The 26138-nt window shown below is 71.3% G+C and carries 20 protein-coding genes and 1 riboswitch; of the genes, 7 read left to right on the top strand and 13 right to left on the bottom strand.

The annotated features are described in order from the left end of the window. Positions 1-124 precede the first annotated feature (124 nt). Positions 125-1690 carry a M23 family metallopeptidase gene (locus OG507_RS24865; RefSeq protein WP_327369383.1) on the top strand — a complete coding sequence of 522 codons (1566 nt, stop codon included), beginning with the start codon at positions 125-127 and terminating at the stop codon, positions 1688-1690. 60 nt (positions 1691-1750) lie between these two features. Here the strand turns inward: OG507_RS24865 and pcrA are convergent, their stop codons facing one another. Then, the gene (gene pcrA / locus OG507_RS24860; protein WP_327369382.1) at positions 1751-4195 is read right to left on the bottom strand and encodes a DNA helicase PcrA; all 2445 of its coding nucleotides are present in this window, start codon (positions 4193-4195) and stop codon (positions 1751-1753) included. A gap of 258 nt (positions 4196-4453) precedes the next feature. After that, positions 4454-4618: riboswitch (cyclic di-AMP (ydaO/yuaA leader) on the top strand. Between pcrA and OG507_RS24855 the strand changes: the two genes are divergently transcribed. After that, positions 4617-5780 carry a C40 family peptidase gene (locus OG507_RS24855; RefSeq protein ID WP_327369381.1) on the top strand — a complete coding sequence of 388 codons (1164 nt, stop codon included), beginning with the start codon at positions 4617-4619 and terminating at the stop codon, positions 5778-5780. Its footprint overlaps the riboswitch before it by 2 nt. 83 nt (positions 5781-5863) lie before the next feature. On the opposite strand, the gene OG507_RS24850 is transcribed toward OG507_RS24855, so the two are convergent. Beyond that, positions 5864-6217, bottom strand: a complete 354-nt coding sequence (locus OG507_RS24850) for a hypothetical protein (RefSeq protein WP_327369380.1) — start codon at positions 6215-6217, stop codon at positions 5864-5866. Between the two features lie 358 nt (positions 6218-6575). On the opposite strand from OG507_RS24850, the gene OG507_RS24845 reads away from it, so the two are divergent. Beyond that, positions 6576-7622, top strand: a complete 1047-nt coding sequence (locus OG507_RS24845) for a C40 family peptidase (protein ID WP_327369379.1) — start codon at positions 6576-6578, stop codon at positions 7620-7622. 40 nt (positions 7623-7662) lie between these two features. Further along, positions 7663-8436 (top strand): GNAT family N-acetyltransferase, encoded by a 774-nt coding sequence (locus OG507_RS24840; protein WP_327369378.1) that lies wholly within the window; start codon positions 7663-7665, stop codon positions 8434-8436. A 37-nt stretch (positions 8437-8473) separates the two neighbouring features. Here the strand turns inward: OG507_RS24840 and OG507_RS24835 are convergent, their stop codons facing one another. Both OG507_RS24835 and OG507_RS24830 read right to left on the bottom strand, forming a co-directional pair. Continuing rightward, positions 8474-9169, bottom strand: a complete 696-nt coding sequence (locus OG507_RS24835; RefSeq protein WP_327369377.1) for a response regulator transcription factor — start codon at positions 9167-9169, stop codon at positions 8474-8476. Next, positions 9153-10451 (bottom strand): PspC domain-containing protein, encoded by a 1299-nt coding sequence (locus tag OG507_RS24830; RefSeq protein WP_327369376.1) that lies wholly within the window; start codon positions 10449-10451, stop codon positions 9153-9155. Before OG507_RS24830 ends, OG507_RS24835 begins: the two co-directional genes overlap by 17 nt. Before the next feature lie 189 nt (positions 10452-10640). On the opposite strand from OG507_RS24830, the gene OG507_RS24825 reads away from it, so the two are divergent. After that, complete coding sequence (locus tag OG507_RS24825; protein WP_327369375.1) at positions 10641-11978, top strand: PspC domain-containing protein; 1338 nt, start codon at positions 10641-10643, stop codon at positions 11976-11978. Here the strand turns inward: OG507_RS24825 and OG507_RS24820 are convergent. From OG507_RS24820 to guaA, 5 genes are all read right to left on the bottom strand, one after another. Beyond that, the gene (locus OG507_RS24820; protein ID WP_327369374.1) at positions 11973-12119 is read right to left on the bottom strand and encodes a hypothetical protein; all 147 of its coding nucleotides are present in this window, start codon (positions 12117-12119) and stop codon (positions 11973-11975) included. The genes OG507_RS24825 and OG507_RS24820 overlap by 6 nt on opposite strands. A gap of 15 nt (positions 12120-12134) precedes the next feature. Next, on the bottom strand, positions 12135-12653 hold the full coding sequence (locus OG507_RS24815; RefSeq protein WP_327369373.1) for a DoxX family protein: 519 nt from the start codon (positions 12651-12653) through the stop codon (positions 12135-12137). Between the two features lie 123 nt (positions 12654-12776). Next, a complete protein-coding gene (locus OG507_RS24810; RefSeq protein ID WP_327369372.1) occupies positions 12777-14045 on the bottom strand; it encodes a hypothetical protein in 1269 nt (422 codons plus the stop codon). Between the two features lie 113 nt (positions 14046-14158). Then, complete coding sequence (locus OG507_RS24805) at positions 14159-14929, bottom strand: class II aldolase/adducin family protein (RefSeq protein WP_327369371.1); 771 nt, start codon at positions 14927-14929, stop codon at positions 14159-14161. A gap of 156 nt (positions 14930-15085) precedes the next feature. Then, positions 15086-16681, bottom strand: a complete 1596-nt coding sequence (gene guaA, locus OG507_RS24800; RefSeq protein WP_327369370.1) for a glutamine-hydrolyzing GMP synthase — start codon at positions 16679-16681, stop codon at positions 15086-15088. Positions 16682-17043: 362 nt separating this feature from the next. On the opposite strand from guaA, the gene OG507_RS24795 reads away from it, so the two are divergent. After that, entirely contained in the window at positions 17044-17376 is a 333-nt protein-coding gene (locus tag OG507_RS24795) for a chorismate mutase (RefSeq protein WP_327369369.1), read from the top strand. Between the two features lie 353 nt (positions 17377-17729). Here OG507_RS24795 and OG507_RS24790 read toward each other — a convergent pair whose 3' ends face one another. After that, positions 17730-19466, bottom strand: a complete 1737-nt coding sequence (locus tag OG507_RS24790) for a peptidase (RefSeq protein ID WP_327369368.1) — start codon at positions 19464-19466, stop codon at positions 17730-17732. 283 nt (positions 19467-19749) lie between these two features. Here OG507_RS24790 and OG507_RS24785 point away from each other — a divergent pair, with 283 nt between their 5' ends. Continuing rightward, positions 19750-20733 carry an LAETG motif-containing sortase-dependent surface protein gene (locus OG507_RS24785; protein ID WP_327369367.1) on the top strand — a complete coding sequence of 328 codons (984 nt, stop codon included), beginning with the start codon at positions 19750-19752 and terminating at the stop codon, positions 20731-20733. Between the two features lie 79 nt (positions 20734-20812). On the opposite strand, the gene OG507_RS24780 is transcribed toward OG507_RS24785, so the two are convergent. The 3 genes from OG507_RS24780 to OG507_RS24770 all read right to left on the bottom strand — a co-directional run bounded on the left by OG507_RS24780 (position 20813) and on the right by OG507_RS24770 (position 26133). After that, entirely contained in the window at positions 20813-22645 is a 1833-nt protein-coding gene (locus OG507_RS24780) for a GMC family oxidoreductase (RefSeq protein WP_327369366.1), read from the bottom strand. Between the two features lie 50 nt (positions 22646-22695). Beyond that, on the bottom strand, positions 22696-24318 hold the full coding sequence (locus OG507_RS24775) for a succinic semialdehyde dehydrogenase (protein WP_327369365.1): 1623 nt from the start codon (positions 24316-24318) through the stop codon (positions 22696-22698). A gap of 141 nt (positions 24319-24459) precedes the next feature. Next, the gene (locus OG507_RS24770) at positions 24460-26133 is read right to left on the bottom strand and encodes a serine/threonine-protein kinase (protein ID WP_327369364.1); all 1674 of its coding nucleotides are present in this window, start codon (positions 26131-26133) and stop codon (positions 24460-24462) included. Positions 26134-26138 lie beyond the last annotated feature (5 nt).

The raw sequence follows: 26138 nt of genomic DNA, 5'->3' as shown, positions 1-26138 counted from the left end.
CGAGCCGGCCGAAGATTGTCGACGTCGCGTACCGCCGGGTACAGTCGCGGCCACTGCTCCCCCCTGGGATCCCCGTGCCGGAACCCAGACCGCAGGTCCTGCTGCCGAGGCGAGAGAGAAGTTGGTGAACGACCAGCACCCCCACGCCGGGTACGCCGGATACGACAGCCAAGCCACCGGCAGCTTCGACAGCGACCCGCTCTTCGGCTCTCTTCCCGGCTCGCATGACGGCACCTACGACGGCACGTACACCGGCGGCTACGACACCGGGCAGGCCGCGGGGTACAGCGGCCAGTACGACTCCACGCAGTGGGGCACGGGCACACACCACACCACCGCGTACGACGCCTACGCCCCGTACGCGGCACAGCCCCAGCAGCCCCAGCAGCAGTACGACCCGGGAACGACGTACGACACCACAGCCACCTGGACACCCGCCGCCACCACGTACGCCGACATTCCGGCACAGGGCTGCGCCCCGGACGGCACGGGCCAGTGGGACGCCAACGGCTGGTACCAGAGCGGCCAGTGGCCGACGGCCGACACGGCCCCGTACGACACCGGCGCGTACGACGCCACCGCCTGGAACGTCGGCGTCACGCCCGAGCACGAGCAACAACACGAGCAACAACACGACCAGCAACACGAGTACCAAGCAGCACACACCACGCAAACCGCGCAGGTGTTGCACGAGGCGCCGACGACGCACGAGGCGCACCAGCCGTACGAGTCCTATGCCGACCAGGACTCCTTCGACTTCGACTTCGATCCGTACGAGCCCCACCAGACCTCCGAGTTCAGCCTCCACGAGACGGAGCCGGCGGCGGAGACGGCCACGGATACGGACGTCGACACCGACGGGTACGAAGGCGCCGGCGAAACGGGCACCGACACTCCGCCCGACACCCATCGCCCCGTCAACCGCCCCGCCACCCGCAGCGGCGGCAGCCGCAGCCGGCGGCGTTCCCCCGCGAAGCGTTCCGCGCTCCTGACCGTCGCCGTTCCCTCCGCCTGTGTGATGAGCGTGGCCGGTATCGCCGCGGCCTCCGTCAGCGGAATGGGCGGCGAGGACAAGAAGGACGACAGCACCACGATGGCGGCCGCCGACTCCGGCTCCGTCAAGCCGGTCGCAGCCAACAACAAGCTGGACACCCAGCTCGCCAACCTCAGCGCCGACGCCGAGAACTTCGCCGACCGCGCCAGCCGCACCCAGGAACGCATCGACCTGAGGGAGCGGCAGGCCGCCGAGAAGAAGAAGCGGGAGGAAGAGGCCGCCCGCAAGGAGGCGTTGCGCCCCAAATACGTCATGCCGGTCGCGCAGCACGGCCTCAGCGCGTACTTCGGCCAGGCGGGCGTCAACTGGATGTCCGTGCACACGGGCATCGACTTCCCCGTCTCCTACGGCACGCCCGTGATGGCCGCGACCGACGGCACCGTGCGCACCCAGTGGAACAACGCCTACGGGAACATGGCCATCGTCACCATGGCCGACGGGACCGAGACCTGGTACTGCCACCTCAGCAGCACCAAGATCCGCTCGGGCCCGGTCAAGGCCGGTGACGTCATCGCGTACTCCGGCAACTCCGGGAACTCCACCGGCCCGCACATGCACTTCGAGGTGCGGCCCGGGGGCGGCGCGGCGATAGACCCGCTTCCCTGGCTCCGCAGCCACGGCGTCGACCCGACCTGAGCCCGGTCGCGGGCCGGGCGGCCGGGCATCTGCCCGCCGGCCGCCTGCCCGTCTGCCCGCCTACAGCTTCTCGACCGGCGCGTACCTCAGCAGCAGCTTCTTCGGCCGCTCGTCCCCGAAGTCGACCGTCGCCTTCGCCTGGTCGCCGACGCCCTCGACCGCCGTCACCGTGCCGAGCCCGAACTGGTCGTGCGTGACCCGGTCCCCGACCACGAGCGTGATCGTCGGCTTGTCCGAGGTCCGCCGGGTCGCGAAGCCCGAGGGGCCGGAGCGCGAACGCGAGGAGGACAGCGACGAGGTGATCCCCGACGTCGGCCCGGCCGGAGCCGCCATCGGTCCGGTCCGCTTCCACTCCAGGTGCTGGTCCGGGATCTCCTCCAGGAACCGCGACGGCGGGTTGTACGAGGGCTGCCCCCACGCGCTGCGCATCGCGGCCCGGGTCAGATAGAGCCGCTCGCGGGCCCGGGTGATGCCGACGTACGCGAGCCGCCGTTCCTCCTCCAGCTCCTTGACCTGGCCGAGCGCCCGCATGTGCGGGAAGACGCCGTCCTCCATGCCGGTCAGGAAGACCACCGGGAATTCGAGGCCCTTCGCCGTGTGCAGCGTCATCAGCGTGATGACGCCGGAGCCGTCCTCGTCCTCGTCGGGGATCTGGTCGGAGTCGGCGACGAGCGCGACCCGCTCCAGGAATTCGGCGAGCGTGCCCGCGCCCTCCTCGCCCGCCTCGCCGCGCTCCTGCTCGAATTCGAGGGCCACGGCGGCGAGTTCCTGGAGGTTCTCGATGCGGGTCTCGTCCTGCGGGTCGGTGGACGCCTGGAGCTCGGCGAGATAGCCCGTGCGTTCCAGTACGGCCTCCAGCACCACCGCCGGGCCCGCGCCGGACTCGACGATCGTGCGCAGCTCCTCCATCAGCGTGTTGAACCGCTTGACGGCGTTGGCCGACCGGGCCGCCATGCCGTACGCCTCGTCGACCCGGCGCAGCGCCTGCGGGAAGGTGATCTTCTCCCGCAGGGACAGCGCGTCGATCATCGCCTCGGCCCGGTCGCCGATGCCGCGCTTGGGCACGTTGAGGATGCGGCGCAGCGGGACGGTGTCCTCGGGGTTGGCGAGGACCCGGAGGTAGGCCAGGACGTCCCGGACCTCCTTGCGCTCGTAGAAGCGCACGCCGCCGACGACCTTGTAGGGCAGGCCGACGCGGATGAAGATCTCTTCGAAGACGCGGGACTGCGCGTTCGTACGGTAGAAGATCGCGACATCGCCCGCCTTGGCGTCGCCCGCGTCGGTCAGCCGGTCGATCTCGTCGGCGACGAACTGCGCCTCGTCGTGCTCGGTGTCGGCTACGTAGCCGGTGATCCGGGCGCCCGTACCGGCGTTGGTCCAGAGGTTCTTGGGGCGCCGGCTCTCGTTGCGCTCGATGACGGCGTTGGCGGCGGACAGGATCGTCTGCGTGGAGCGGTAGTTCTGCTCCAGGAGGATCGTGGTCGCGTTCGGGTAGTCCTCCTCGAACTGGAGGATGTTGCGGATGGTCGCGCCGCGGAAGGCGTAGATCGACTGGTCCGCGTCACCCACCACGCACAGCTCGGCGGGGGCGTCGGCCTCGCCCGCCGGGCCGACCAGTTCGCGTACGAGGGTGTACTGGGCGTGGTTGGTGTCCTGGTACTCGTCGACCAGGACGTGCCGGAAGCGGCGGCGGTAGTGCTCGGCGACGTCGGGGAACGCCTGGAGCAGGTGGACCGTCGTCATGATGATGTCGTCGAAGTCAAGCGCGTTGGCCTCGCGCAGCCGGGACTGGTACATCGCATAGGCCTGGGCGAGGGTCTTCTCGAAGCCGTCCGCGGCCTGTCCCGCGAAGGTCTCCTCGTCGATCAGCTCGTTCTTCAGGTTGGAGACCTTGGCCGTGAACGACTTCGGCGGGAAGCGCTTCGGGTCGAGGTCCAGATCGCGGCAGACCAGCGCCATCAGGCGCTTGGAGTCGGCGGCGTCGTAGATCGAGAACGACGAGGTGAAGCCGAGCCTCTTCGACTCGCGGCGCAGGATCCGTACGCACGCGCTGTGGAAGGTCATGACCCACATGGCGTTGGCGCGCGGTCCTACGAGCTGCTCGACGCGCTCCTTCATCTCGCCCGCGGCCTTGTTGGTGAAGGTGATCGCGAGGATCTGGCCGGGGTGCACGCCGCGCTCGGCGAGGAGGTGGGCGATCCGGTGGGTCAGCACGCGGGTCTTGCCGGAGCCCGCTCCGGCGACGATGAGCAGCGGGGAGCCCGCGTGGACCACGGCGGCGCGCTGTTCGGTGTTCAGCCCGTCGAGGAGCGCCGCGGGGTCGATGGCGGGGCGGTGCGCGCCGTCGCGGTAGTACGCGTCCCTGGGCGGCGGGGGCCCGTCGAACACGCCCGCGAAGAGGTCCTCCGGCACCGCTTCGGGTGCGGAGTCCTCGGGGGGTGGCGGGGGCTCTTCCTCCGAGTGTTGGAGGCCGGCCAGGAAACTGTCGTCAAAGAGGCTGCTCATCGCTTGTCGAGTCTAGGCCGCCGCACCGACACACGTGGGCCGCATGGCGAACCGCACCCGGCCAGCATGCACACAACGAGAGCACACACCCACGCCGCGTGAGGAATTGAGGGTCCTAGCCCGTCCCTGCCGCCCCGCATCGCCAAGGTCACGAAAATGTATCGGGCATATCGAACATCGACCTTCACAGCGGCACCACGGGTTGGCTAGCGTGCTCGACCGGGCCGCCCGTACCTCCCTGAGGCGAACCACGCCGAGCGGGCGCCCACGCCGAATCCGGGCTGCCCTCGTGGAAGTTCGGAACCGGGGACCCACACGCACCACCGGGGTGAATCGGTCCTGATCCCCACTCGGACCGTAGGGCAGCCTTCCGTTCCGCCCGAACCCGACAGCTAACCCGGTAGGCGGTCCACGGAAGGAGATGCCGGCCTTGGCGTCGCATCGCAAACCGCGCACCCGAATGCGCACCACCGCACCGGCCGTCGGGCTCACGACCGCGGCACTGGCGTCCGTGACCCTGCTCTCCACGCAGAGCGCCACGGCCGCCCCCGCACCCAAGCCCAGCATCGAGGACGTCCAGAAGAAGGTCGACGACCTCTACCGGCAGGCGGGCACCGCGACCCAGCAGTACAACCAGGCCAAGGAGGCCTCCACCAGCCAGCGCACCAAGGTCGACAACCTGCTGGAGGACGTGGCCGAGCGCGCGGACAAGCTCAACGAGGCCCGCAGGACGCTCGGTGCCTACGCGGCCGCGCAGTACCGCAGCGGCTCCATCGCGCCGAGCGCCACCTTCTTCCTTGCCGACGACCCGCAGTCGTACTTCGACCAGAGCCAGCTGATGAGCCGGATGACCGGTCAGCAGCAGAAGGCGGTCACGGACTTCCGTACGCAGCAGGCCAAGGCGTCGAAGAAGCGTGCAGAGGCGGTGCAGAGCCTGGAGACGCTGACCGCGACCCAGACCACGCTGCGCACCAGCAAGGAGAACGTCCAGAAGAAGCTGGGCGAGGCGCGCGCGATGCTGTCGAAGCTGACGGCCGAGGAGAAGGCGCGGCTCGCGGAGCTGGAGCGCAAGAAGGAGGCGGAGGCCAGGCGCAAGGCGGAGGAACTGGCCCAGCAGCAGGCCGCGGCCAAGGTGGAGGCGGCCCGCAAGGCCGCGGAGGCCGCCGAGGAGGCGGGGACCGGCAGCGGTACGGAAACGGGCACGGGGGCCGGGACCGGCTCGGACAGCACCGCCACCACCAAGGCGGAGAAGGTCCTCGCCTTCGCCGCGGCGCAGATCGGCAAGCCGTACGTCTGGGGCGCGACCGGCCCGTCCTCGTACGACTGCTCCGGGCTCACCCAGGCCGCGTGGAAGGCCGCGGGCGTCGACATCCCGCGCACCACCTGGGACCAGGTGAAGATAGGCACCCGCATCGCGACGGCGGATCTGAAGCCGGGCGACCTCGTCTTCTTCTACGACGACATCAGCCACGTCGGCATCTACAAGGGCGACGGGATGATGATCCACGCGCCGAAGCCGGGTGCGAACGTGCGCGAGGAGTCGATCTACTACATGCCGATCTACGGCAGCGTGCGGCCGGCGTAGTACCGCTCGCCCAGGACAGCGACGAGCCCCTGCCGGACGCTCCGGCAGGGGCTCGCGCCGCGCAAGGAGTCGAGGGGGACGGCTCAGGTCCAGAGCGTGGCGATGAAGATGTTGGCGAGCGTCAGTGCGCCCACGGTCGCGAAGGCGCCCTTGTCGACCTTCTCCTCGTCCCGCTTGACGTAGACGAGCGCGAGGATCACGACCAGGAGCAGCAGCTTCACGCCGATCTTGATGTTGTTCACATGGTGGTCGTCGGCCTCGTTGAGCCCGACCAGCACGACACCGGTGACCAGCATGGTCAGCGCCCCGTGCAGCATCGCCGGGACGAACCGGGCCGTGCCCGCACCCATCGCCTTCATCTGGGTCAGGAAACCGCCCAGCAGAGAGGCGATGCCGATGATGTGCAGGGCGACGAAGACATTGATGAGTACGTCCATGGGTCCGCAGCGTAGTCCTCGCCATATCACCACTCCGCAGGCAGGGGCGGCTTCCTGTCACTTCGCTCGCGCCTGCACCAATTGCCTGACTCTGGTGCAGTTCCGCCGATCAAACGGCGACAATGCCACGCCAAATTCGGGCAATAGACTTCATTACGACTCTTCCCCGTGCCCCGGGTTTAGCGTCGCTGAGCAGGTGACCGGCTTCACCGCCGCTCCGCACCCGGACGGCAGGCCGGTCACCCCGCCGAGAGATCCGGCGGTGGGCCGCTCCCCCTGTTGGCGACCCGCCGCCGGACCTCGGGCGGGCCCGCCGGTAGTCCCCGTCGGGCAGTCGTCAGGAAGGACGCACGCCCTCGTGGCAGCGCACCGGAAACCCAGGCAGCGCCCGTACACCGGCACTGCCGCCCGCACCGCAGCCACCCTCGCCGTCGCCGGGGCCGCCACCGCTGCCGCTCTGCCGGGCTCCGCACACGCCGATCCCCAGCTCACCCCCGCCCAGGTCAGAGCGGAGGCGGACCGGCTGTACCACGACGCGGAGGTCGCCACCGAGCGGTACAACGGCGCGAAGGAGAAGGCGGCCGCCGCCTCCGACTCCGTCGACACCCTGCGCGACGAGGCCGCCCGCAGGACCGAGCGGCTCAACGTCTCGCGCAACGCGCTGGGTTCGCTCGCCGCCGCGCAGTACCGCACCGGCGGCATCGACCCCGCCGTACAGCTGGCGCTCTCCTCCGACCCCGACCAGTACCTGGAGCGCGCGTCGTACGCGGACCGGATCGGCGACCGCCAGGCCGCCGAGGTCGACACGGTCGAGCGGCAGGTCGCCGGGATCGCCCAGCTGCGCTCGCAGGCCAAGGGGAAGCTGGCCGCGCTGGCGGCGCGCCAGGCCGAACTGAAGAAGCACAAGGCGACGATCACGGCCAAGCTGGCCGACGCGCGGCGACTCCTCGCCACCCTGTCCCCCGCCGAGCGCGCCGCCTACGACGCCCAGGACAGCGAGCGCCTTGCCGACCGCGCCGACCGGAACACCGCGCGCGGCCCCTTCCAGGCGCCCAACGCCCGCGCCGCCGGGGCGATCGCGTTCGCATACGGGGCGCTCGGCAAGCCGTACGTCTGGGGCGCGACCGGCCCGTCCTCGTTCGACTGCTCCGGGCTCACCCAGGCCGCCTGGCGCTCCGCCGGTGTCTCGCTCCCCCGCACCACGTACACCCAGATCAACGCCGGACAGCGCGTTTCGCGCTCCGAGCTCGCGCCGGGCGACCTGGTGTTCTTCTACTCCGGGATCAGCCATGTCGGGCTCTACATCGGCAACGGCCGCATGATCCACGCCCCGCGCCCGGGAGCGCCGGTCCGGATCGCGCCGATCGACCAAATGCCCTTCGCCGGAGCGACGCGGGTGGCATAGGCTCCCGACTTCCGAACAACCGGCCGGAGGACTCCCGCACATGCCCATGGACGTCGAGGTCCAGATCCATGCCCGTACGCTCGCCCTGCGCTCCCCCGACCATCTCCGGGTCGGCCCCTTCACCGTGCGGTACAACCCGAACTGGTCCATCAAGTACGCCAATTACGCGATACCCGACCGGAACGCAGAGCCGACGGCCGAGGATCTCGACGCCCTGATCGCGGTGTTCCGCAAGCACGAGAGGCTGCCGCGGCTGGAGTTCCTGCCCGGCTGGGCGCCCGCGGTCGAACCCGCGCTACTCGCCGCCGGGTTCACCGTCGAGGACCGGGCCCCGCTGCTGGCCTGCGCCCCGGGCGACCTGCTGCCGCCGAAGCCGGTGGGCTCCCTCGCGATCGCCGAACCGGTCACCGACGCGGAGTTCGACGCCGCGGCGCTCGTCCAGCACCACGGGTACGGAGGGACGGGCGAGCCCGAGGGCGGCGAGGCGGCCTGGCTGCGCGACGCGGTCCGGGGCGGCGGGGTCGCGGCCCTCGCCACGGTCGACGGCGTACCGGCGGGCGCGGGCGGCTGCTCGGTCCCGGTCGACGGCCTCACCGAGCTGACCGGCCTCGCGGTCGCCGCCGCCTTCCGCCGCCGCGGAATCGGCGCCGCGCTCTGTGCCCATCTCACCGCGACCGCCTTCGAGCGGGGCTGCCGGGCGGTGTGGCTGGAGCCGGGCGACGCGGATGTGGAGCGGATCTACGCGGGCATCGGCTACCGCCGGGTCGGCGAGAAGCTGAACATCTCGCTCGATCCCGACGGCACGGCCGGCTGAATCGGACCAGCCGCGCCCGACAGCGCGGCCGGCCGGCTCAGACCAGCCGCCGGGCCGTCGCCCACCGGGTCAGCTCGTGCCGGTTCGACAGCTGGAGCTTGCGCAGCACCGCCGAGACATGCGACTCGACCGTCTTCACCGAGATGAACAGCTGCTTGGCGATCTCCTTGTACGCATAGCCGCGGGCGATCAGCCGCAGCACCTCGCGTTCGCGCTGCGTCAGCCGGTCCAGGTCCTCGTCGACCGGCGGCGCGTCCGTGGAGGCGAAGGCGTCGAGGACGAAGCCGGCCAGCCGGGGCGAGAACACCGCGTCGCCCTCCTGGACCCGGAAGACCGAGTCGACCAGGTCGGTGCCGGTGATCGTCTTGGTGACATAGCCGCGGGCGCCGCCACGGATGACGCCGATGACATCCTCGGCGGCGTCCGAGACGGACAGTGCCAGGAAGCGCACCGGGTTCGGGGCCGCGCCCATCAGCGGGGCGCAGCGGCGCAGCACCTCGACACCACCGCCGCCCGGCAGATGGACGTCGAGGAGGACGACCTCGGGGCGGGTCGCCGTGATGACGGTGACCGCCTGGTCGACGTCGGCCGCCTCGCCGACGACCTCGACGCCGGTCTCCTCGGTGCGGCCGATCTCGGCCTGGACGCCCGTGCGGAACATCCGGTGGTCGTCGACGAGCACGACCCGTACCCGGCGCTCCGGGCCGCCGGTCGCCTCAGTGGTCTCCGTCATCGCTCGCCCTCTCCATCTCCAGCTCGACTTCCGTGCCCCCGCCGGGCACCGAACGCAGCCGCGCCGTACCGCCGTTGCGCAGCATCCGGCCGATGATTGACTCTCGTACGCCCATTCTGTCCCCCGGCACGGAATCCAGGTCGAATCCCGGGCCCCTGTCTCGCACCGAGACGAAGACCGTACGGCCCTCGACCTCCGCGTAGACCTGCACGGCGCCGCCCTCGCCACCGTACTTCGCGGCGTTGACCATCGCCTCGCGTGCGGCTTGCATCTGTGCGGCCAGCTTCTCGTCCAGCGGGCAGTCGCCGACGACGACCACCTCCAGCGGGACGCCGTGCTTGTCCTCGACCTCGGCGGCGGCGCGCTTGACCGCCTCGGCGAGGGTCTCCGGTTCGTCCGCCTCGTCCTTGCCGGTGCCCTCGGGGTTGTACAGCCAGTTGCGCAGTTCGCGTTCCTGGGCGCGGGCCAGTCTGCGGACCTCGCCCGCGTCCTCCGCGTTGCGCTGGATCAGGGTGAGGGTGTGCAGGACCGAGTCATGGACATGGGCGGCGACCTCGGCGCGCTCCTGGGCCCTGATGCGCATCAGGCGTTCCTCGGAGAGGTCCTGGGTCATGCGTACGAGGTAGGGGCCGGCCAGCAGCGCGATGCCGGTGAGGACGGCTATCGCGGCGGTCAGGACGTTGCCCAGCTGGGCCGCGGAGCCGCGTACCACCATGAAGACGGCCAGGCCCAGGCCGACCAGGGCGACCCCGGCGAGCGCCCGGGCCAGGTGCAGGACCCGGCGCCGGTTGCCGACCTCCATCCAGCGGGCGCGCCGGGCGTTGTCCGCCTGCCGCCACACCAGTACGGAACCGGCGCCGATCAGCAGCGCGGGCCAGATGTAGCGGTCGGCCCCGCTGCCCATGTCGACGTTGCCGACGAAGATCAGGGCGCCGATGAGGAGCGCGATGAGGGCGAAGACCTGGCCCTTGTCGGGCTTGCGGAGCCGGCGTCTGCCGTCCGGGGCCGTCTCGAAGACGGAGCGCGGCGCCTCCACGCCGCCGACGCCGAGCGGGACGACGATCCAGAACACCGCGTAGAGCAGCGAGCCGAGGCCGTCCGCGAAGAACAGTCCGACGAAGACGAACCGCACCCAGGCGACGGGCAGCCCGAGATGCCCGGCGAGTCCGCGCGCGACGCCGCCGAGCAGCCGTCCGTCGGCGCTGCGGTACAGCTTGCGCGGCGGCGGCTCCTCCGGGTCGGCGCTGAGGGAGCCCGTGGCTCGGGGCGTGGCGGCTGGCATGACCCGATCGTCACACGTCCGCACGGGTGACGGCATCAGGGTCCACCCCCGACTGGACCCTGAGAGCCCCGCCCCTCGGCTTCCCCCGGCTTTCCCCGACTTCCCCCAGGGGGCCGCCGGGCCGAAATCAGGGATCGGCCAGGGTCGCCGCGGGTCCCGGTCGGCCGTCCGGCCCGTCACCATGGAGCCATGACCGTTCCCCAGGACGCCTCCCCCGGTGTCGCACCGCCCCCCGGACCGGGACCGCAGCTGCGGCGCAGCTCGCGGCAGAAGGTCGTGGCCGGGGTTTGCGGCGGGCTCGGCCGGTACTGCGACGTCGATCCGGTGATCTTCCGGATCGTGCTCGGTGTGCTGTCCGTCACCGGCGGCATCGGGCTGATCTTCTACGGCTTCGCCTGGCTGCTGATCCCCCTGGACGGGGAGGACGAGAACGAGGCGCGCAGGCTGCTGTCCGGCCGGGTCGAGGGTGCCTCGCTGATCGCGGTGCTGCTCGCGCTGATCGGCTGCGGTCTCTTTCTCTCCATGCTGGGCAACGGCGGCACCCTCGCCTTCTCCGCGATGCTGTCGCTCGCGGTCGTCGGTTTCGCCGTCTGGACGCAGCACCGCAGGACGGTGGCGCCCGAGGACCCGCTGCATCCGGCGACGGCTCAGGCGGTGGCGGACGCGCCGCCCGAGGTGAAGGCTCCGCCGTCGCCGGGCAGCCCGTCGTGGTGGCGGGACCCGATCGTCAAGGACGGCACGACCGGGCCGGTGGGGGCCGGCTATCTGTGGGGTCCGGCCGATGCGATGCCGGACGACCGGACGCCGCGGCCCCGGGGGAAGACGCCGGAGAACCCGTTCCGCGTGCCCCGGCAGGAGGCCGACACCCGGGGCCCGGCCTCGATCGGCGGTCTCGTGTTCCTGTTCGCGCTGATCGCGGGCGGTCTGGGCACGGGGCTGAGCTGGGACTCCCGGCCATTCGGCACGAGTCTGCAGATCGGGCTGGCCGGTGCGCTCGCGGTCCTCGGGCTCGGGATGCTGGTCAGCGCGTTCCTCGGACGGACCGGGTTCGGCACGGTCATGCTGGCGATGATCACGGCGGCCCTGCTGGCGGGCGCGTCCGCGCTGCCCAAGGACATCACCACCCAGTGGGTGCGCGAGGGCTGGCGGCCGGCCTCGGTGGCGGCGGTCCGGCCGCACTACGAGCTGGGCACCGGGGTGGCACGGCTGGACCTCACCGGGATCACGGTCCCCCGGGGCGCCACCGTCCGTACGGGGGTGAACGTCGGGGCGGGCCGCGCGGTAGTCGTCGTACCGAAGGCGGTGACGGTGAAGGTGGACGCCCGGGCGGGCCTCGGCGACATCACACTGCCGGTCACCCTGCCGAGCGAGGCACCGGCCGGCCGGGCGGGAGATGTGGACGTCAACCCGTCGCAGCACGAGCGCAGGACGCTCCCGCCGCCCCCGGGCAGCAGCCCGGCCGGCACGGTCGAGCTCACTCTCGAAGTCGGCATCGGACAGGTGGAGGTCACCCGTGCTGCGTCATGAGATCCGTCCGGGACGGGCGGTGGCGGGCGTGGTCATGCTCGCCCTGGCAGCGGGATACGCGGCGGACGCGGCGGGGATGTGGGACGCCCCGTGGGTCTTCTTCTTCCCGCTGTTCTTCGGCGGCCTCTGGCTGGCCGCCACCGTGACCTGGGTGAACTACCTGATCCGTCGCCGCCGGGACGCGAGAAGGGCGTCCAGGGAGAACGTCGCGGCGCCGCCGAGCAGCAGCGGCAGCCAGGCCATGAGGTAGACGAGGTCGTTGCCGAAGTAGTACGGGGTGACCTGCCAGCTCACGGTCAGCCACAGGCTCAGCGAGATCAGCGCCCCGCCGAGCGCGGCGAGCCGCGCCCACAGCCCGATGAGGGTGCCGATGCCGACGGCGAGTTCTCCGATGGCGATGGCGTACCCGAAGGCGCCGGGGCCCTTCAGCGCGAGATCGACGAGGGCCGGGATCGCGGACGAGTCGCGGACCGCGTGCATCGTCTCGCCGATGGAGCCCGCACCGCTCGCGCGGAAGAAGGAGCTGTCCGTCAGCTTGTCGAGCCCGGCGTAGATGAAGGTGACACCGAGAAAGATCCGCAGGGGGAGCAGGGCGTGCTCCCGCGCCAGCTCCTTGAGCCCTCTCGTCTCGCCCAGACCGCGCACGCTCGTGCCGTAACTCTGAATGTCCTGCATGTGGCTGCCCCGCTTTCCGTAGACCCGTCAACAGACCATACGTACGTGGTGAACGCGCGGCTCACCCGGTGGGGCATCCGTTCGGCCGGTATCCGCCACCCCTGCGGGAGGCGGCCACGGCGGTCAGTCCGTCACATCGATCTCGATCCGGTTCGTCTCCACTCCGGCGGCGGTCACGACCTGCACCTCCACCAGCCCCGGTTCCACCTCCACCGGTACCGGCACCGTGACCACGCTGTCGGTCGGGTTGGCAAAGCCCCCGGCGACCGGGATCAGCGGCACATGCACATGGACGCGGCCGATCCGCACGACCATGCGGGCCAGCCGGTCCGGCGCCCCGGCACCGGGCGGCACGAAGCCCGCACCGCGGATCTCGATGTCGTCACCGGTACGGATCGGCGCGTCCAGATCACCGGCCTCCCGGGCCCGGACCACCGAGAGCACCACCGGGCGCCCGCCCTCCGCGTACTTCCCGGCGAAATACGCGAGCGCCGAGACGGTGACCAGCAGCGCCAGCCCCCAGGGCAGATCGGGCAGCTGCTCGGGCCTGCGGGCGAGACGGACCGCGGCGAACAGCACGGCGACGGTGCTCACCAGCACGTACTGCACATCCGTGAAGCCGCCCCGCCCCGAGTCGTCGGTGAGCAGATCGGCGGCGCGCGGCCGGTCGGCCCGCAGCTTCTGCAGCCGCCCGGACAGAGTCCGTACGGTCACCACCCGGCGTACGACCACGGCAATGGCGCACACCAGCGCGAGCACGGTCACCACCCCGGCGCCCCTGGCCAGATCCAGCCCCTCGATCAGTGCGTCCCGCTCGGCGTGCCCGGAGGCACCGGCCAGCTGGAGCGCCAGCACGAGTACGGAGAAGACCGCGAGCAGCACCCAGGACGCGGCGACCGCCCGGGAGGTGGAGAGCCGGTTGTCCTCACCGATCACCGGGGCGAGCACGCCGCCGCGGGCCCGGTGGAAATGGGCGGCGCCGGTGAGCAGGCCCGCGGTGACGAGTCCGGCGACCAGCCCGGCCGTACGGGCGTTGGTCCAGCCCGCGCCGATGGCGGTGGCGGACTCGGCGACGGCCAGCACGGCGACGCTTCCCCACACCGCGATCAGGGTGCGCCGCCACACCCGGTACAGCCAGGCGTCGCCCGCCTCCCGGCCCCGTTCGGCGACGGTCCTGGCGGACTGGGTCAGCTCGTCCGAGACCCACTGGCGGGTCGCGGACGCGGACTGGGCGACCCCGGGAGGCAGCCCCTGACCTGCGGCGAGTTCGTCCCGCTTGGCCAGGAAGGCGGCCACCGCACGCCGGTGGCCCTCGCGCGCGCCGTGCGGGCAGTCGCCGCACGTGCAGCCACCACTGTGCGTGCTGCCCGTCCTCGCCTCGTCCAACGCCACGGAGAACGCCGCCCTTTCCAGCCCAGGTCCAGCCAACTCGGCTGCGATTGCTGCGAATTGTGCCGTACGCAGGGCCCCGGGCCCGCATCGGGGCGGCCCGTCGGCGCGTATCGTCAGAATGTGCGAGCGATCCGGCGCCACAGCGGCTGGTAGTTGATCCAGGCCACCAGGTCGCTGCCGAGCTGCTCACGGGTGGCGACCGCGTCCCGGTGCTCGATCAGCACCGGCTTTCCGGCCGCCCGCGCGGCCAGCTGCACCTGGCAGGAGCGCTCCAGCGCGATGAACCACCAGGCGGCCGCGTCCACCGAGTCCCCGACGGTCAGCAGCCCGTGGTTGCGCAGCACGATCGCCTTGCGCCCGCCGAGCGCGGCGGCGATCCGGCGCCCCTCCTCCTCGTCCACGACGACCCCGGTGTACGCGTCGTACAGGACGTGGTCCTCGTAAAAGGCACAGGATTCCTGGGTGATCGGTTCGATGAGCTCGCCGAGTGCGGACAGGGCCCGCCCGTGCACGGAGTGGGTGTGCGCGACGGCGACGACGTCCGGGCGGGCCCGGTGCACCTGCGCATGGACGGCGAACGCCGCCTGATTGACGTGATGCCGCCCTTCGACGACCTGCCCCTCCCCGTTGACCATGATCAGCTCGTCGGGCGCGAGCCCGTCGAAGGGGGCCCCGAAAGGGTTGACCCAGAAGCAGTTGGTGAACTCCGGATCCCGCGCGGTGATGTGCCCGGAGACCCCGTCCTCGTACCCGTACTCCCCGAACAGCCGGAGCGCCCCGGCCAGCCGCTCCTTGCGGTGCGCGCGCTCGTCCTCCACCGACTCGTGGACGGGCGGCATCGCGAAGTGGAGCTGGTCCACGGGCATGGGCGCGGGCTCGGGCATGGTGACTCCTCGGGGCTCCCAGGGCGTACGGGAACGGAAGTTACCGCCGGTTGCCGCAGGTTGCCAGGGGGTTCGAGCCGGCACATACGGCAATGCCGCCGCTCGGACGAATGAGCGGCGGCATCACACCGACCCTGCGGGAAGGTCCGGGGAGGGTTACTCCCACTCGATCGTGCCCGGCGGCTTGCTCGTCACGTCGAGGACGACGCGGTTGACGTCGGCGACCTCGTTGGTGATGCGGGTCGAGATCCTGGCGAGGGTCTCGTACGGCAGGCGCGACCAGTCGGCCGTCATGGCGTCCTCGGAGGAGACCGGGCGCAGGACGATCGGGTGGCCGTAGGTGCGGCCGTCACCCTGGACACCGACCGAGCGGACATCGGCGAGCAGGACCACCGGGCACTGCCAGATGTCGCGGTCCAGACCGGCCGCGGTCAGCTCCTCGCGGGCGATGGCGTCGGCCTCGCGCAGCAGGTCGAGCCGCTCCTTGGTGACCTCGCCGACGATCCGGATGCCGAGACCGGGACCGGGGAACGGCTGGCGCTGGACGATCTCGTCCGGCAGGCCGAGCTCCTGGCCGACCATCCGAACCTCGTCCTTGAACAACTGGCGCAGCGGCTCGACGAGCTGGAACTCGATGTCGTCGGGGAGACCGCCCACGTTGTGGTGGGACTTGATGTTGGCGGTGCCGGTGCCGCCGCCGGACTCCACGACGTCCGGGTAGAGCGTGCCCTGGACGAGGAACGCGACGTCCTCGCCGGCCGCGCCCGCCTCGGCGACGAGCTCGGCCTGGGCCTGCTCGAAGACGCGGATGAACTCCCGGCCGATGATCTTCCGCTTCTGCTCGGGGTCGGAGACCCCGGCCAGCGCGGTCAGGAACCGCTCCTCGGCGTCGACGACCTTCAGCTGGACGCCGGTGGCGGCCACGAAGTCCTTCTCGACCTGCTCGGTCTCACCCTTGCGCATCAGACCGTGGTCGACGTACACGCAGGTCAGCTGGGAGCCGATGGCCTTCTGCACGAGGGCCGCGGCGACCGCGGAGTCCACGCCGCCGGACAGGCCGCAGATGGCGCGCTTGGTGCCGACCTGCTCGCGGATCAGCGCGATCTGCTCCTCGACCACATTGGTCGTGGTCCAGGACGGCTCGATGCCGGCGCCGCGGTAGAGGAAGTGCTCCAGGACCTGCTGGCCGTGCGTGGAGTGCAGGACCTCGGGGTGGTACTGGACGCCGTAGAGCTTCTTCTCGTCGTTCTCGAAGGCGGCGACCGGCACGACGTCCGTGGACGCGGTGACGGTGAAGCCCTCGGGGGCGGCGGAGCAGGCGTCGCCGTGCGACATCCACACCGACTGCTCGGCGGGCGTGCCCTCGAAGAGCGTGGAGCCGGTCTTGGAGACGGTCAGCGGGGTACGGCCGTACTCACGGGCACCGTTGTCGTCGACGGTGCCGCCGAGCGTGGTGGCCATCAGCTGGAAGCCGTAGCACATGCCGAAGACGGGAACCCCGGCCTCGAACAGCGCACGGTCGAGGGAGGGCGCGCCCTCCGCGTACACCGAGGAGGGGCCGCCGGACAGGATGATCGCCCGGGGGTTCTTGGCCAGCATCTCGGCCACCGGCATCGTCGACGGGACGATCTCGCTGTAGACCCGGGCCTCACGGACGCGTCGGGCGATGAGCTGGGCGTACTGCGCCCCGAAGTCGACTACGAGGACCACATCGGTGGCGATTTCGGGGGCGGCAGGGGGTGCTGATGGCACGAGGCGGCCTTCCGGCGGTGAAAAGGGGGTCGGTTTTGTCGATTCTACCGGGGTTGCGGGGGCGGCCGTCGTCACGCTCGGACGGGGGTGCGGGAAGCGCAGGCACCCCGCCGCGGGGAGGGCGGCGTCTCAGCATCCGGGCCCCGTGTTGGCCCGCCCGTGCGGCCGGGGCCATACTGAGGACATGCGTCAGCACACGACCTTCGTCTTTACCTATGGCATCCGGCCCGCCGGCTGCCATGGTCGTGCTGCTTGATCCACTGACAAGCAACGTTCCAGGCGCCCCGGGCCGAAAGGCCCGGGGCGTTCTGGCGTTCCGGACCGGTCGGATCGGGGGCCGCACCCCACGAGGAGTCATCACCATGACCAGCACCGCCCCCGCGAAGAGCACCGCCGAGAAGACCGGTACCGCGAAGACCGCCGCCGAGAAGACCGGTGCGCACACCGATGAGGCCGCAGCGCTGATCGACGGCGCGAGGTCCCGCATCGACGCCCTCGACGCCCGGATCATCGGACTCGTCCAGGAGCGGATGGCCGTCTCGACGGTCATCCAGGAGGCCCGGATCACCTCCGGCGGCCGCCGGATCAATCTCTCCCGCGAGATGGAGATCCTCGGCCAGTACCGGGACGCGCTCGGCAAGCCCGGCACCTCCCTCGCCATGACGCTGCTGGAGCTCTGCCGCGGCCGGGCCTGACAACCCGCGGACCGGGGAGGCCAGGGCGTATCCCAGTTCGGGCCGACTCTCACCCGTACGGCGCGTGACCGGGTCCGCCGCGGCTTCGTTGGTCCCGGTGTCCGTGCCAGCCAGGGGCGGCTTTGGAAAGAAACCACGCGTGGCTCCGCTGGAGCGTGTGGCGTACTGCAGGTACGCCGTGGGACCGCGCCCCAGCGTGCGTGACCGGTCAGCAGGGGACAGCAGCCCGGTCACCCCAAGAACGGTCGGCTCCGGGGACGCCCGGAGCCGACCGTATCCGGTCTAAACGATCCGCGCGGGGATCAGCCGTCCAGTTCGGTGCCGAGACCACGGCCCGCCTCCGCGTCCGGCTGTCAGCTCCCGTGCCGGCGGCGTCGGGCCGTCGCGTACAGCACGCCGCCCGCCGCGATCGCGGCCACCGCACCTGCGGCCACCGGCAGTGCGACGGTGCCGGTCGAGGCCAGGGCGCCGCCGGTGGAGCCGCCCGTCGCGGTGCCTGAAGTGGTCGAACCGCCGGTCGAGCCGCCCGTGGTGGCGGACCCCGCCGAGCCTCCGCCCGTGGTGGTGGATCCGGAGCCGCCGTCACCACCGCTTGTGCCGGTGTCACCGTTGTCGCCGCTGTCGCTGTCGCTGTTCAGGACGAGCTGCGCGGTGTTGTTGCCCGGCTTCGGGTCGAAGGGCAGCCCGCGGGGCGCGGCGAGGTGCGGGGTGCGCACCCTGACCGCGCCGGAGGCTCCAGTCACCACCTTGTCGATCTTCAACTGGAAGCGCAGGGCGAAGTCGGCGCCGTCCCGTACGGCCATGGACGTGTCACAGACGTAGCGGGGCGCGCCGCTCGGGTTCGCGCGGTACTGCCCGTCGGCCGTCACGCCCCGGCAGGCGGCGGGGCTGCCGGTGACCGAGGCGCCCTCGGGGACGGTGAAGTCGACCGTGGCGACGGGTTCACCGGAGCGCAGGTACCCGACCCAGGCCGGGCCCTTGTTGCGGAAGCCGATGGTGGCCGCGACCGTGTCGCCCGCGGCGCCCTTCACGCGGGCGCCGTAGGCCACGAAGTCGGCGGAGTTCGCGGTGACGAAGTCCGCCTCCTGCTGGTTGTCGCCGGGGGCGAGGTCCACACCGCGGACGGCGGCGGACTCCTTCAGGGTGAGCACGGGCCCCTCGCCCGCACCGGCGCCCGCCGCCGCATGCCGCGCGCCGCGCCCCGGCACGTTCCCCTGCTCCCTGTCCGCCCCGTCCGCCTCTTCGATGCGGTAGACGAACGTGTCGTAGAGGGCGTGCTCGGTGGCCCTGAGGGAGAGCGGTACGGCGAGCCGGTAGGTCGCCCCCGCTTCGTACATGCCGGGGACGGAGCAGCGGGCGATGGTACCGGCCGGGAAGCCGCTGCCCGTTTCACCCTCGCTGTACGCGCAGTTCGCGTAGCGCTCGACGAAGTCCAGGCCGCGCGAGTACATCAGGGTGAGCACGACGCCGTCGGCCGCGCGTGTGCCGCTGTTGGTGAAGGTTACGGGGACCGGCTGGGTGTCGCCGGGATTCAGCTTCTGCTTCAGCGGGAGCCGCTCCATCACCAGGTCGGGGCCGCCGATGACGACCTTCGTGGAGAAGGCGGCGAACGTCGCTCCGTCCGCCGTGCCGGTGGCCCCGATCGTGCCCGAGTCGCCCGTGCTACTGCCCTCGGCGGCGGAGAGTTCGAGCTCGGTGAGCGTGTTCCGGCCGGGCCCGAGGCCGTGGCCGTGACAGACGGCGGTGGGCCCGGTGACCTCGCAGTCCGTGCCGCCGGTCCGGGCGAAGGAGGCGACGGCGACGCCCGCGATCCCGGTCAGGTCGAAGGTCACGGTGAAGTCGCCGTCGAAGGTGCCGTGCTCACCGTCCCGCGACGGGTTGTCGACCGTGATCGCGACCGTCGACTTCCGCGGTGCACCGCTCGCCGGGAAGGGGTACAGGGCGGTCGCCGCCGGGCCACCGATCACCAGCTCGGGACCGGCGGCCTGCGCGGGGCTGCCGAGGGCCAGCGAACCGGCGGCCAGCAGGCCGGTGGCGGCGAGACCACCGGCGGCCCGGCGCAGCACGGCGCTCGGGGAAATCGTTCTCATCGCGGACTCTCTGAGGTCGGTGGGGGCGGTGCGACTGCTGTGACAGCGATACGAGTTCGACCGCGTGACCGGGTGAACAGTTGCGCACCCGCAGGTCACGGATTGGGCACGGAGAGAAACGTGAGTGGCGTCACATAAAGGTTCTGTGAGTATCCGCGCAACCATTGCGGCCGACCGCGGGTCAATCATGCGGAACCACCCATCCCGCCCGTGCCCCGGCACGGCGGGCCCGTCCCGCTCTTCCGTACCGCCCACGGCGGTACGCCGGACCTTCGAGGCCGTCATGAAGCTTCGCCGCGCCATGGCGCTCGCCGCCGCCACGGCAGTGATCGTCCCTGTCGCGGTCCTGACTGCCCCGGCCGCGTTCGCCGGGACACCGACGCCGGGGACGGGTTCCAGTGCGTCACCCACATCGACCGGGACCGCCTCGACGGATGCGGAGCCGACGGCAGAGGCCGAGCCGACCTGCTCCGCCACCACCGGCGCAGCCACCACCGGCACGGCACCGGAGCCGGACACCGCCGTGGCCCCCGCCGCTTCCACGAGCGTGACGCCCAGCGATTCGGTCGGCCCGCCCTCCTCCCCGCCGGTTCCGGAGGAGCAGACGGACTGCGAGAAGTCCGACCTGGAGATCTCCGTCAACGGCCTGCCCGGCAATATCGCCCGGGGCAGTGGCTGGCACACCTTCAAGATGAACGTCTACAACTCCTCGAAGACCACCGTGAAGTCGATCGACTACTTTGCCGGTGCCTCCAGCGCCTACGCGGGCGAGGACTACCTCTTCAAGTCGAACCAGGTCGGCCTGCAGTTCCTCGACCCGGACACCCGCACATGGCAGAAGCTCGACGAGGACGGCCGGACCATCGGCTACGTCGGCCGGTCCGACGAGATCCCGGCGGGCCACGAGGTCGACATCCCGATGCGCCTGCGGGTGGAGGCGACCGCTCCGCTGGGTGCCGCGTTCACCCTCGGCGTCGGTTTCTACGTGGGCGACAAGGACTGCGCGGGCGTCAGCGACGTCGCGTACAAGTTCAAGATCGTGAAGTCCGGCGACAGCGGCTCGAAGCCGCAGACCGGCGGCAGCGTCCCGGTCCCGTCCACCAGGCCGGCCGACAACCCGACGGGCCGGGTCTCCGGCGCCCTCGCGGAGACGGGTTCGTCCTCCGCGGTGCCGGTGTTCGCCACCGCGGGCGGCGCGGCCGTAGTGCTCGGCGCAGGCGCGATGTTCATCGTGCGGCGCCGCAGGAACGGTGACACCGACGCGTAAGGCGTCTCGTCACCGTAAGCATGGAGGGGCTGCACTCGGAGGGGGGTGCAGCCCCTTCTGCTGTCCTGCTGCTTGTCCGCTACTTGTCCGCGCACTTGGGCGGGACGGCCGGCAGCCCGAGGAACGGCAGTTTCAGCGCGCCGAAGGCCTCCTTCGGCACCGCCGGTGCCTGCGGCTCGACCGCGGCCAGCCGCTCGTACGCCTCGCCCTGCGCCGGACGCGGGTCCGCCTCGCCCTTGTTGGGCCAGAAGGACATCGCCCGCTCGGCCTGTGCGGTGATGGTCAGCGACGGGTTGACGCCGAGGTTCGCGGAGACCGCCGCGCCGTCGACCACCGAGATGCCCGGGTGTCCGTACAGCCGGTGGTACGGGTCTATCACCCCTTCCTCGGCGCTCGCGCCGATGGGGCAGCCGCCGAGGAAGTGCGCGGTGAGCGGGGTGCCCATCAGCTCGCCGATGTTCGAGCCGGGGAAGCCGTTGATCTCGTCGGCGATCAGTGAGGCGCCGCGCGTGGCCTCCTCGATCTGCGTCGGGTTGGGCGCGCCGTGGCCCTGCCTGGCGGTGAGCAGGCCCTTGCCCAGGCCGCCCGGTTTGCGGTACGTCGTCAGGGAGTTGTCCAGCGACTGCATGACGAGGCCGATGATGGTCCGCTCCGACCAGCGGCGGTTGGAGAGCGCCCGCACGGCGAGGGTGGGGTGCTTGACCATGTTGCCGAGCCAGCCCAGCACCCGGCGGCCGCCGTACGGCACCTGGACGATGGTCAGGAAGCCCATCGCGTTGGAGCCCTTGCCGTAGCGGACCGGTTCGATGTGGGTGTTGTCGTCGGGGTGGATCGAGGAGGTGATCGCGACACCCTGGGTGAAGTCGGCCTTCGGGGTGCCGTGCTTCTTGCGGTAGCGGCGGTCGGTGGTCTGCGAGCCGACGAGTGCCTCGGAGTTGGTGCGGGTCAGCTCGCCGAGCCGGTCCGAGAGCCGGGGCAGCAGCCCCTGGTCCTTCATGGTGTGCAGCAGGGTCTGCGTTCCGTACGTACCCGCCGCGACGACCACCTTGCGGGCGCGCAGCAGCCTGGGCCCGGCCTTCTTGCGGCGGTCGGTCGGGACGGTGCTGACGTGGTAGCCGCCCTCCGGGTCGTCCGTGATCGCGACGACGGAGGTCATCGGGTGGATGACCGCTCCGGCCTTCTCGGCGAGGTGAAGGTAGTTCTCGTTGAGGGTGTTCTTCGCGCCGTGGCGGCAGCCGGTCATGCATTCGCCGCACTCGGTGCAGGCCCTGCGTGCGGGGCCCACGCCGCCGAAGTACGGGTCGGGGACCGTGGAGCCGGGCTCCGCCTTCGCCGTGCCGTCGGCGTCCTTGCCGTCCCCGAAGAAGACGCCGACCGGCGCGAGATGGAAGCTGTCGCCGACTCCCATGGCCTGCGCGGCCGCCTTCAGATGGACGTCGGAGGGGGTCATCGTCGGGTTGAGCCGGACCCCGAGCATCCGCTCGGCCTGGTCGTAGTACGGCTTCAGCTCGTCCTGCCAGTCGGTGATCGACGCCCACTGCCGGTCCTCGAAGAACGGCGCCGGGGGCACGTACAGCGTGTTGGCGTAGTTGAGCGAGCCGCCGCCGACTCCCGCACCGGCCAGCACCATCACATTGCCGAGCAGATGCACGCGCTGGATGCCGTAGAGCCCGAGGGCGGGCGCCCACAGGTAGTTCCTGATGTCCCAGGAGTTCTTGGGGAGGGTGGCGGGGGTGAAGCGGCGGCCCGCCTCAAGGACCCCGACCCGGTATCCCTTCTCGGTCAGCCGCAGGGCCGACACCGCACCGCCGAAGCCCGAGCCGACGACCAGGACGTCGTAGTCGTACGCGGCGTCGTCGTCGGTCTCTCCGGCCGGTTCGGCCTGATTCTGGGCAGGGCTGTCCTGGGACATGGCTCTCCTCGGTACGAAAAGGGCAGAACGTGCTGCGTCGTGACGGGGGTTCAGCGCAGGCGGAACGCCTTCATCGCCTTCAGGCTGCGGGTCATGAAAGCCGCGTACTTCGCGTCGTCCATGCCGAAGGACGGGGCGAGCGGAATCAGCCTCTGCTGGGCGACGGTCTGCGCCTCGGTGTACTTGAGGATGCCCTCGGAGCCGTGCCGCCGGCCGAGACCGGAGTCCTTCATGCCGCCCATCGGGGACTGCACGCTGCCGTACGCGGGGGCGTACCCCTCGTTGATGTTGACCGTGCCGGTCCGCAGCCGGGCCGCGACCTGGTGGCCGCGCCTGGAGTCCTTGGTCCAGACGCTCGAATTCAGGCCGTACGGGGTGGCGTTGGCGAGGGCGACGGCCTCGTCCTCGTCGGTGAAGCGGTAGATGGAGACGACCGGGCCGAAGGTCTCCTCGTTGCATACGGCCATCGGCGCCTCGACGCCGTCGAGGATGGTCGGCTCGTAGAACAGCGGGCCGATGTCGGGGCGGGCGGCGCCGCCCGCGACGAGCTTGGCGCCCTTCTCGACGGCCTCCGCGACATGCCGGGTGACGGTCTCCAGCTGGCGCTCACCCACCAGGGAGCCCATGTCGGCGCCGTAGGCGAGGGAGTTGCCGAGCCGCATCGCCTTCGTACGGGCGGCGAAGCGGGCCACGAAGTCGTCGGCGACGGACTCGTGGACGTAGAGCCGCTCGATGGAGATGCAGAGCTGACCGGCGGAGGAGAAGCAGGCGCGGACGGCGCCCGCGGCGGCCTTCTCCACATCGGCGTCCTTGAGGACCAGCATGGCGTTCTTGCCGCCGAGCTCCAGCGAGACCCCGACAAGGCGGGCGGCGGCGCCCCGGGCGACCTCGCGGCCGGTGCGGGTGGAGCCGGTGAACGAGACGTAGTCGGCGTGCTTGACGACCTCGGGGCCGACGACCGGTCCGTCACCGAGGACGATCTGGAACACCTCGGCGGGCAGTCCGGCCTCGATCAGGAGGTCCCGGGCCCACAGCGCGGTCAGCGCGGTCTCGGTGTCGGGCTTCATCACGACGGCGTTGCCGGAGACGAACGCGGGCAGCGCATCGCCGACGGACAGCTCCAACGGGTAGTTCCACGGCGCGATCTGGCCGATGACGCCGCGCGGCTGGCGCAGCTCGGTGACCTTGGTCAGCGTCGGTACGACTCCGGTGTGCCGCTTCGGCTTCAGATACGCGGACGCCCTGCGCCCGTAGTGCCGGGCGCAGACGGCGACCGCCTGCAACTCCTCGTGGGCGTGCAGCCGGGCCTTGCCGGTCTCCAGCTGGATGAGGTCGAGCACCTCGGCCTGCCGGCTGAGCACGAGGTCGTGGAAGCGGAGCAGGACGGCCGCCCTGGCGCGGACGGAGGTCGCGGCCCAGGCTCCCTGGGCGGCACGGGCCCGCTCGAAGGCCGTCGCCACGTCCTCGGGCGTGGACTCGGGCAGATCGGCCAGCTTCTCCCCGGTGAACGGGGTGTGGTTGGCCGTACGGCCGGAGCCGGCCACACCACGGGTCAGCCGGGCGATCACCTCGGGTGTCACCACATCGGCGGCGGTGCGCACGCCCGCGGGGGCGGGGGCCACGGGGTTGGTGCCGGCTGCGGGAGTGGACGTGGAGGCCTGCGAGTCCGTCATGAGGGCGAGAGTACGGCCAGCCGCACGCTTTGGGTACCCGTGAGTAACGGGTTTTCACAGTCCACACAAACCAGCCAGTGATCACTGGCAACAAAGGCCCTGATCAGGACCCCTTTGCCTGCCGCGACGGTCCGGAGGGCCTCAGTCGGAGCTGCCGGGCGCACGCCATCCGCGGAGCATCGTGTCGAACTGCTCCCGGGTCGTGTCCCAGTCCGATGCCGGGCCCGTCATGTACAACGCGTACTCCGGGCCGCCCGTGTCCTCGTAGTACATCTGGTCGATCGCATGACGCGGGCCGGGGTGGTTCTTGGTCTCGGTCCAGGTGAACTCCCAGAGCGAACCCGCGTGGTCGCGGTACGTGTTGGAGTGCAGGGTCTGGCGCTGGTACTCGGGCAGCCGCTCGGCGAGCTTCTTCTCCAGGTTCAGCATGTGCATATAGGAGTTCTCGAAGTCGGGTGACGGGTCGACGCTGATCCGGATGTAGTGCACGCCGTTGTCCGGGGTGTAGTCGACCTGGTTGCCGTCCGCCCGGCGCTGCCAGCCGTCGGGCACGATCAGGCTGAAGCCCTCGGGGTCGTCCACCCGGTACCAGCCGTCGGGTACGTCCTTGCCCGGAGCATCGGGCTTCGGCGTGGGTGTGGGCGTGGTGACGGGCTTTTCGCGGTTGTCGGTCGCGTGCGTGCCCGTCCCTCTGCGCTCGGCGAGCCGGTCGGCACGGTCCCCGTACTTCATCGCGGCGATCCCCACGCCGCCGCCGACCAGCGCGGCCGCGGCGATGACCAGGACCGTCGTGCGCCAGCGGCCACGGCTGCGCCCGGTCACCCGGGCCGGCATCGGGACGGCGGCGGAACCGGCGGCCGGACGGGGCAGTTGAGCCGTGCCCGCCGGGCTCGCCCCGGACGGGCCGTCCGGGGCGAATGTGCGCAGGACCTCGTCGGGGACACGCTGCGTGGGGACGTACGCCTGGGCGGCCCGGGGCTCACGGCCCTCCATGGCGTCGAGCAGCATCCGCTCCGTCTCCGCCGCCGACGGACGGTCGTCGGGATCCTTGCGGAGCAGCGCGGTGATCACCGGGGCCAGCGGGCCCGCTCTCCCGGGCGGTGGCGGTTCCTCGGTGACGACGGCCTGCATGGTGGAGATCAGTGACGTACGGCGAAACGGCGAGCGCCCCTCGACCGCGGTGTAGAGCGTGGCGCCGAGGGACCACAGGTCGGACGCGGGGCCGGGATCGCCGCCGCGTACCCGCTCGGGCGCCAGATAGTCGATGGAGCCGACCAGTTCACCGGTCCTGGTGATGGTCGAGTCGCCCTCTATCGCCGCGATCCCGAAGTCGGTGAGCAGCACCCGGCCGTCGCTGGCGAGGAGTACGTTGCCGGGCTTCACGTCCCGGTGCAGGACGCCCGCGCCGTGCGCGGCGCGCAGGGCGCCCAGCACATGGAGGCCGATCCTGGCGGCCTCGCGCGGCTCGATGTCGCCGGACTCCTTGGCCGCGTCGGCGAGTGACGGACCGTCGACGTACTGCATGACGATCCAGGGCCGGTTGTCGTACTCGATCACGTCATGGACGGTGACCACGCCCGGGTGCGTGATCCGCGCGGCCGCGCGGGCCTCCTTCTGCGTACGGGCGTGCAGCACGATCCGGTCGGCCTCGGCGACGTACAGCCCGGCGGTCAGCTCCTTGACCGCGACGGTGCGGTGCAGCACCTCGTCGTGGGCGCGCCAGACCTTGCCCATGCCGCCGCGACCGAGCACTTCGCCGAGCCGGTATCTCCCGGCCAGCACCAGTCCCGCGTCCGTTCCCTGTGATCGATCCACGTATC

The sequence above is a fragment of the Streptomyces sp. NBC_01217 genome (assembly GCF_035994185.1).
Classification (GTDB): domain Bacteria; phylum Actinomycetota; class Actinomycetes; order Streptomycetales; family Streptomycetaceae; genus Streptomyces.
Note: the sequence above shows the minus strand (reverse complement) of the source record. Positions and strands in the feature narration are given on the sequence as shown.

Coding starts and splice junctions, on each gene's coding strand:
- OG507_RS24825 (WP_327369375.1), top strand. CDS start 10,641: ATGACCGTTCCCCAGGACGCCTCCCCCGGTGTCGCACCGCCCCCCGGA.
- OG507_RS24805 (WP_327369371.1), bottom strand. CDS start 14,929: ATGCCCGAGCCCGCGCCCATGCCCGTGGACCAGCTCCACTTCGCGATG.
- OG507_RS24835 (WP_327369377.1), bottom strand. CDS start 9,169: ATGACGGAGACCACTGAGGCGACCGGCGGCCCGGAGCGCCGGGTACGG.
- OG507_RS24780 (WP_327369366.1), bottom strand. CDS start 22,645: ATGTCCCAGGACAGCCCTGCCCAGAATCAGGCCGAACCGGCCGGAGAG.
- OG507_RS24775 (WP_327369365.1), bottom strand. CDS start 24,318: ATGACGGACTCGCAGGCCTCCACGTCCACTCCCGCAGCCGGCACCAAC.
- pcrA (WP_327369382.1), bottom strand. CDS start 4,195: ATGAGCAGCCTCTTTGACGACAGTTTCCTGGCCGGCCTCCAACACTCG.
- OG507_RS24790 (WP_327369368.1), bottom strand. CDS start 19,466: ATGAGAACGATTTCCCCGAGCGCCGTGCTGCGCCGGGCCGCCGGTGGT.
- OG507_RS24850 (WP_327369380.1), bottom strand. CDS start 6,217: ATGGACGTACTCATCAATGTCTTCGTCGCCCTGCACATCATCGGCATC.
- OG507_RS24840 (WP_327369378.1), top strand. CDS start 7,663: ATGCCCATGGACGTCGAGGTCCAGATCCATGCCCGTACGCTCGCCCTG.
- OG507_RS24785 (WP_327369367.1), top strand. CDS start 19,750: ATGAAGCTTCGCCGCGCCATGGCGCTCGCCGCCGCCACGGCAGTGATC.
- OG507_RS24830 (WP_327369376.1), bottom strand. CDS start 10,451: ATGCCAGCCGCCACGCCCCGAGCCACGGGCTCCCTCAGCGCCGACCCG.
- OG507_RS24815 (WP_327369373.1), bottom strand. CDS start 12,653: ATGCAGGACATTCAGAGTTACGGCACGAGCGTGCGCGGTCTGGGCGAG.
- OG507_RS24795 (WP_327369369.1), top strand. CDS start 17,044: ATGACCAGCACCGCCCCCGCGAAGAGCACCGCCGAGAAGACCGGTACC.
- OG507_RS24855 (WP_327369381.1), top strand. CDS start 4,617: ATGCCGGCCTTGGCGTCGCATCGCAAACCGCGCACCCGAATGCGCACC.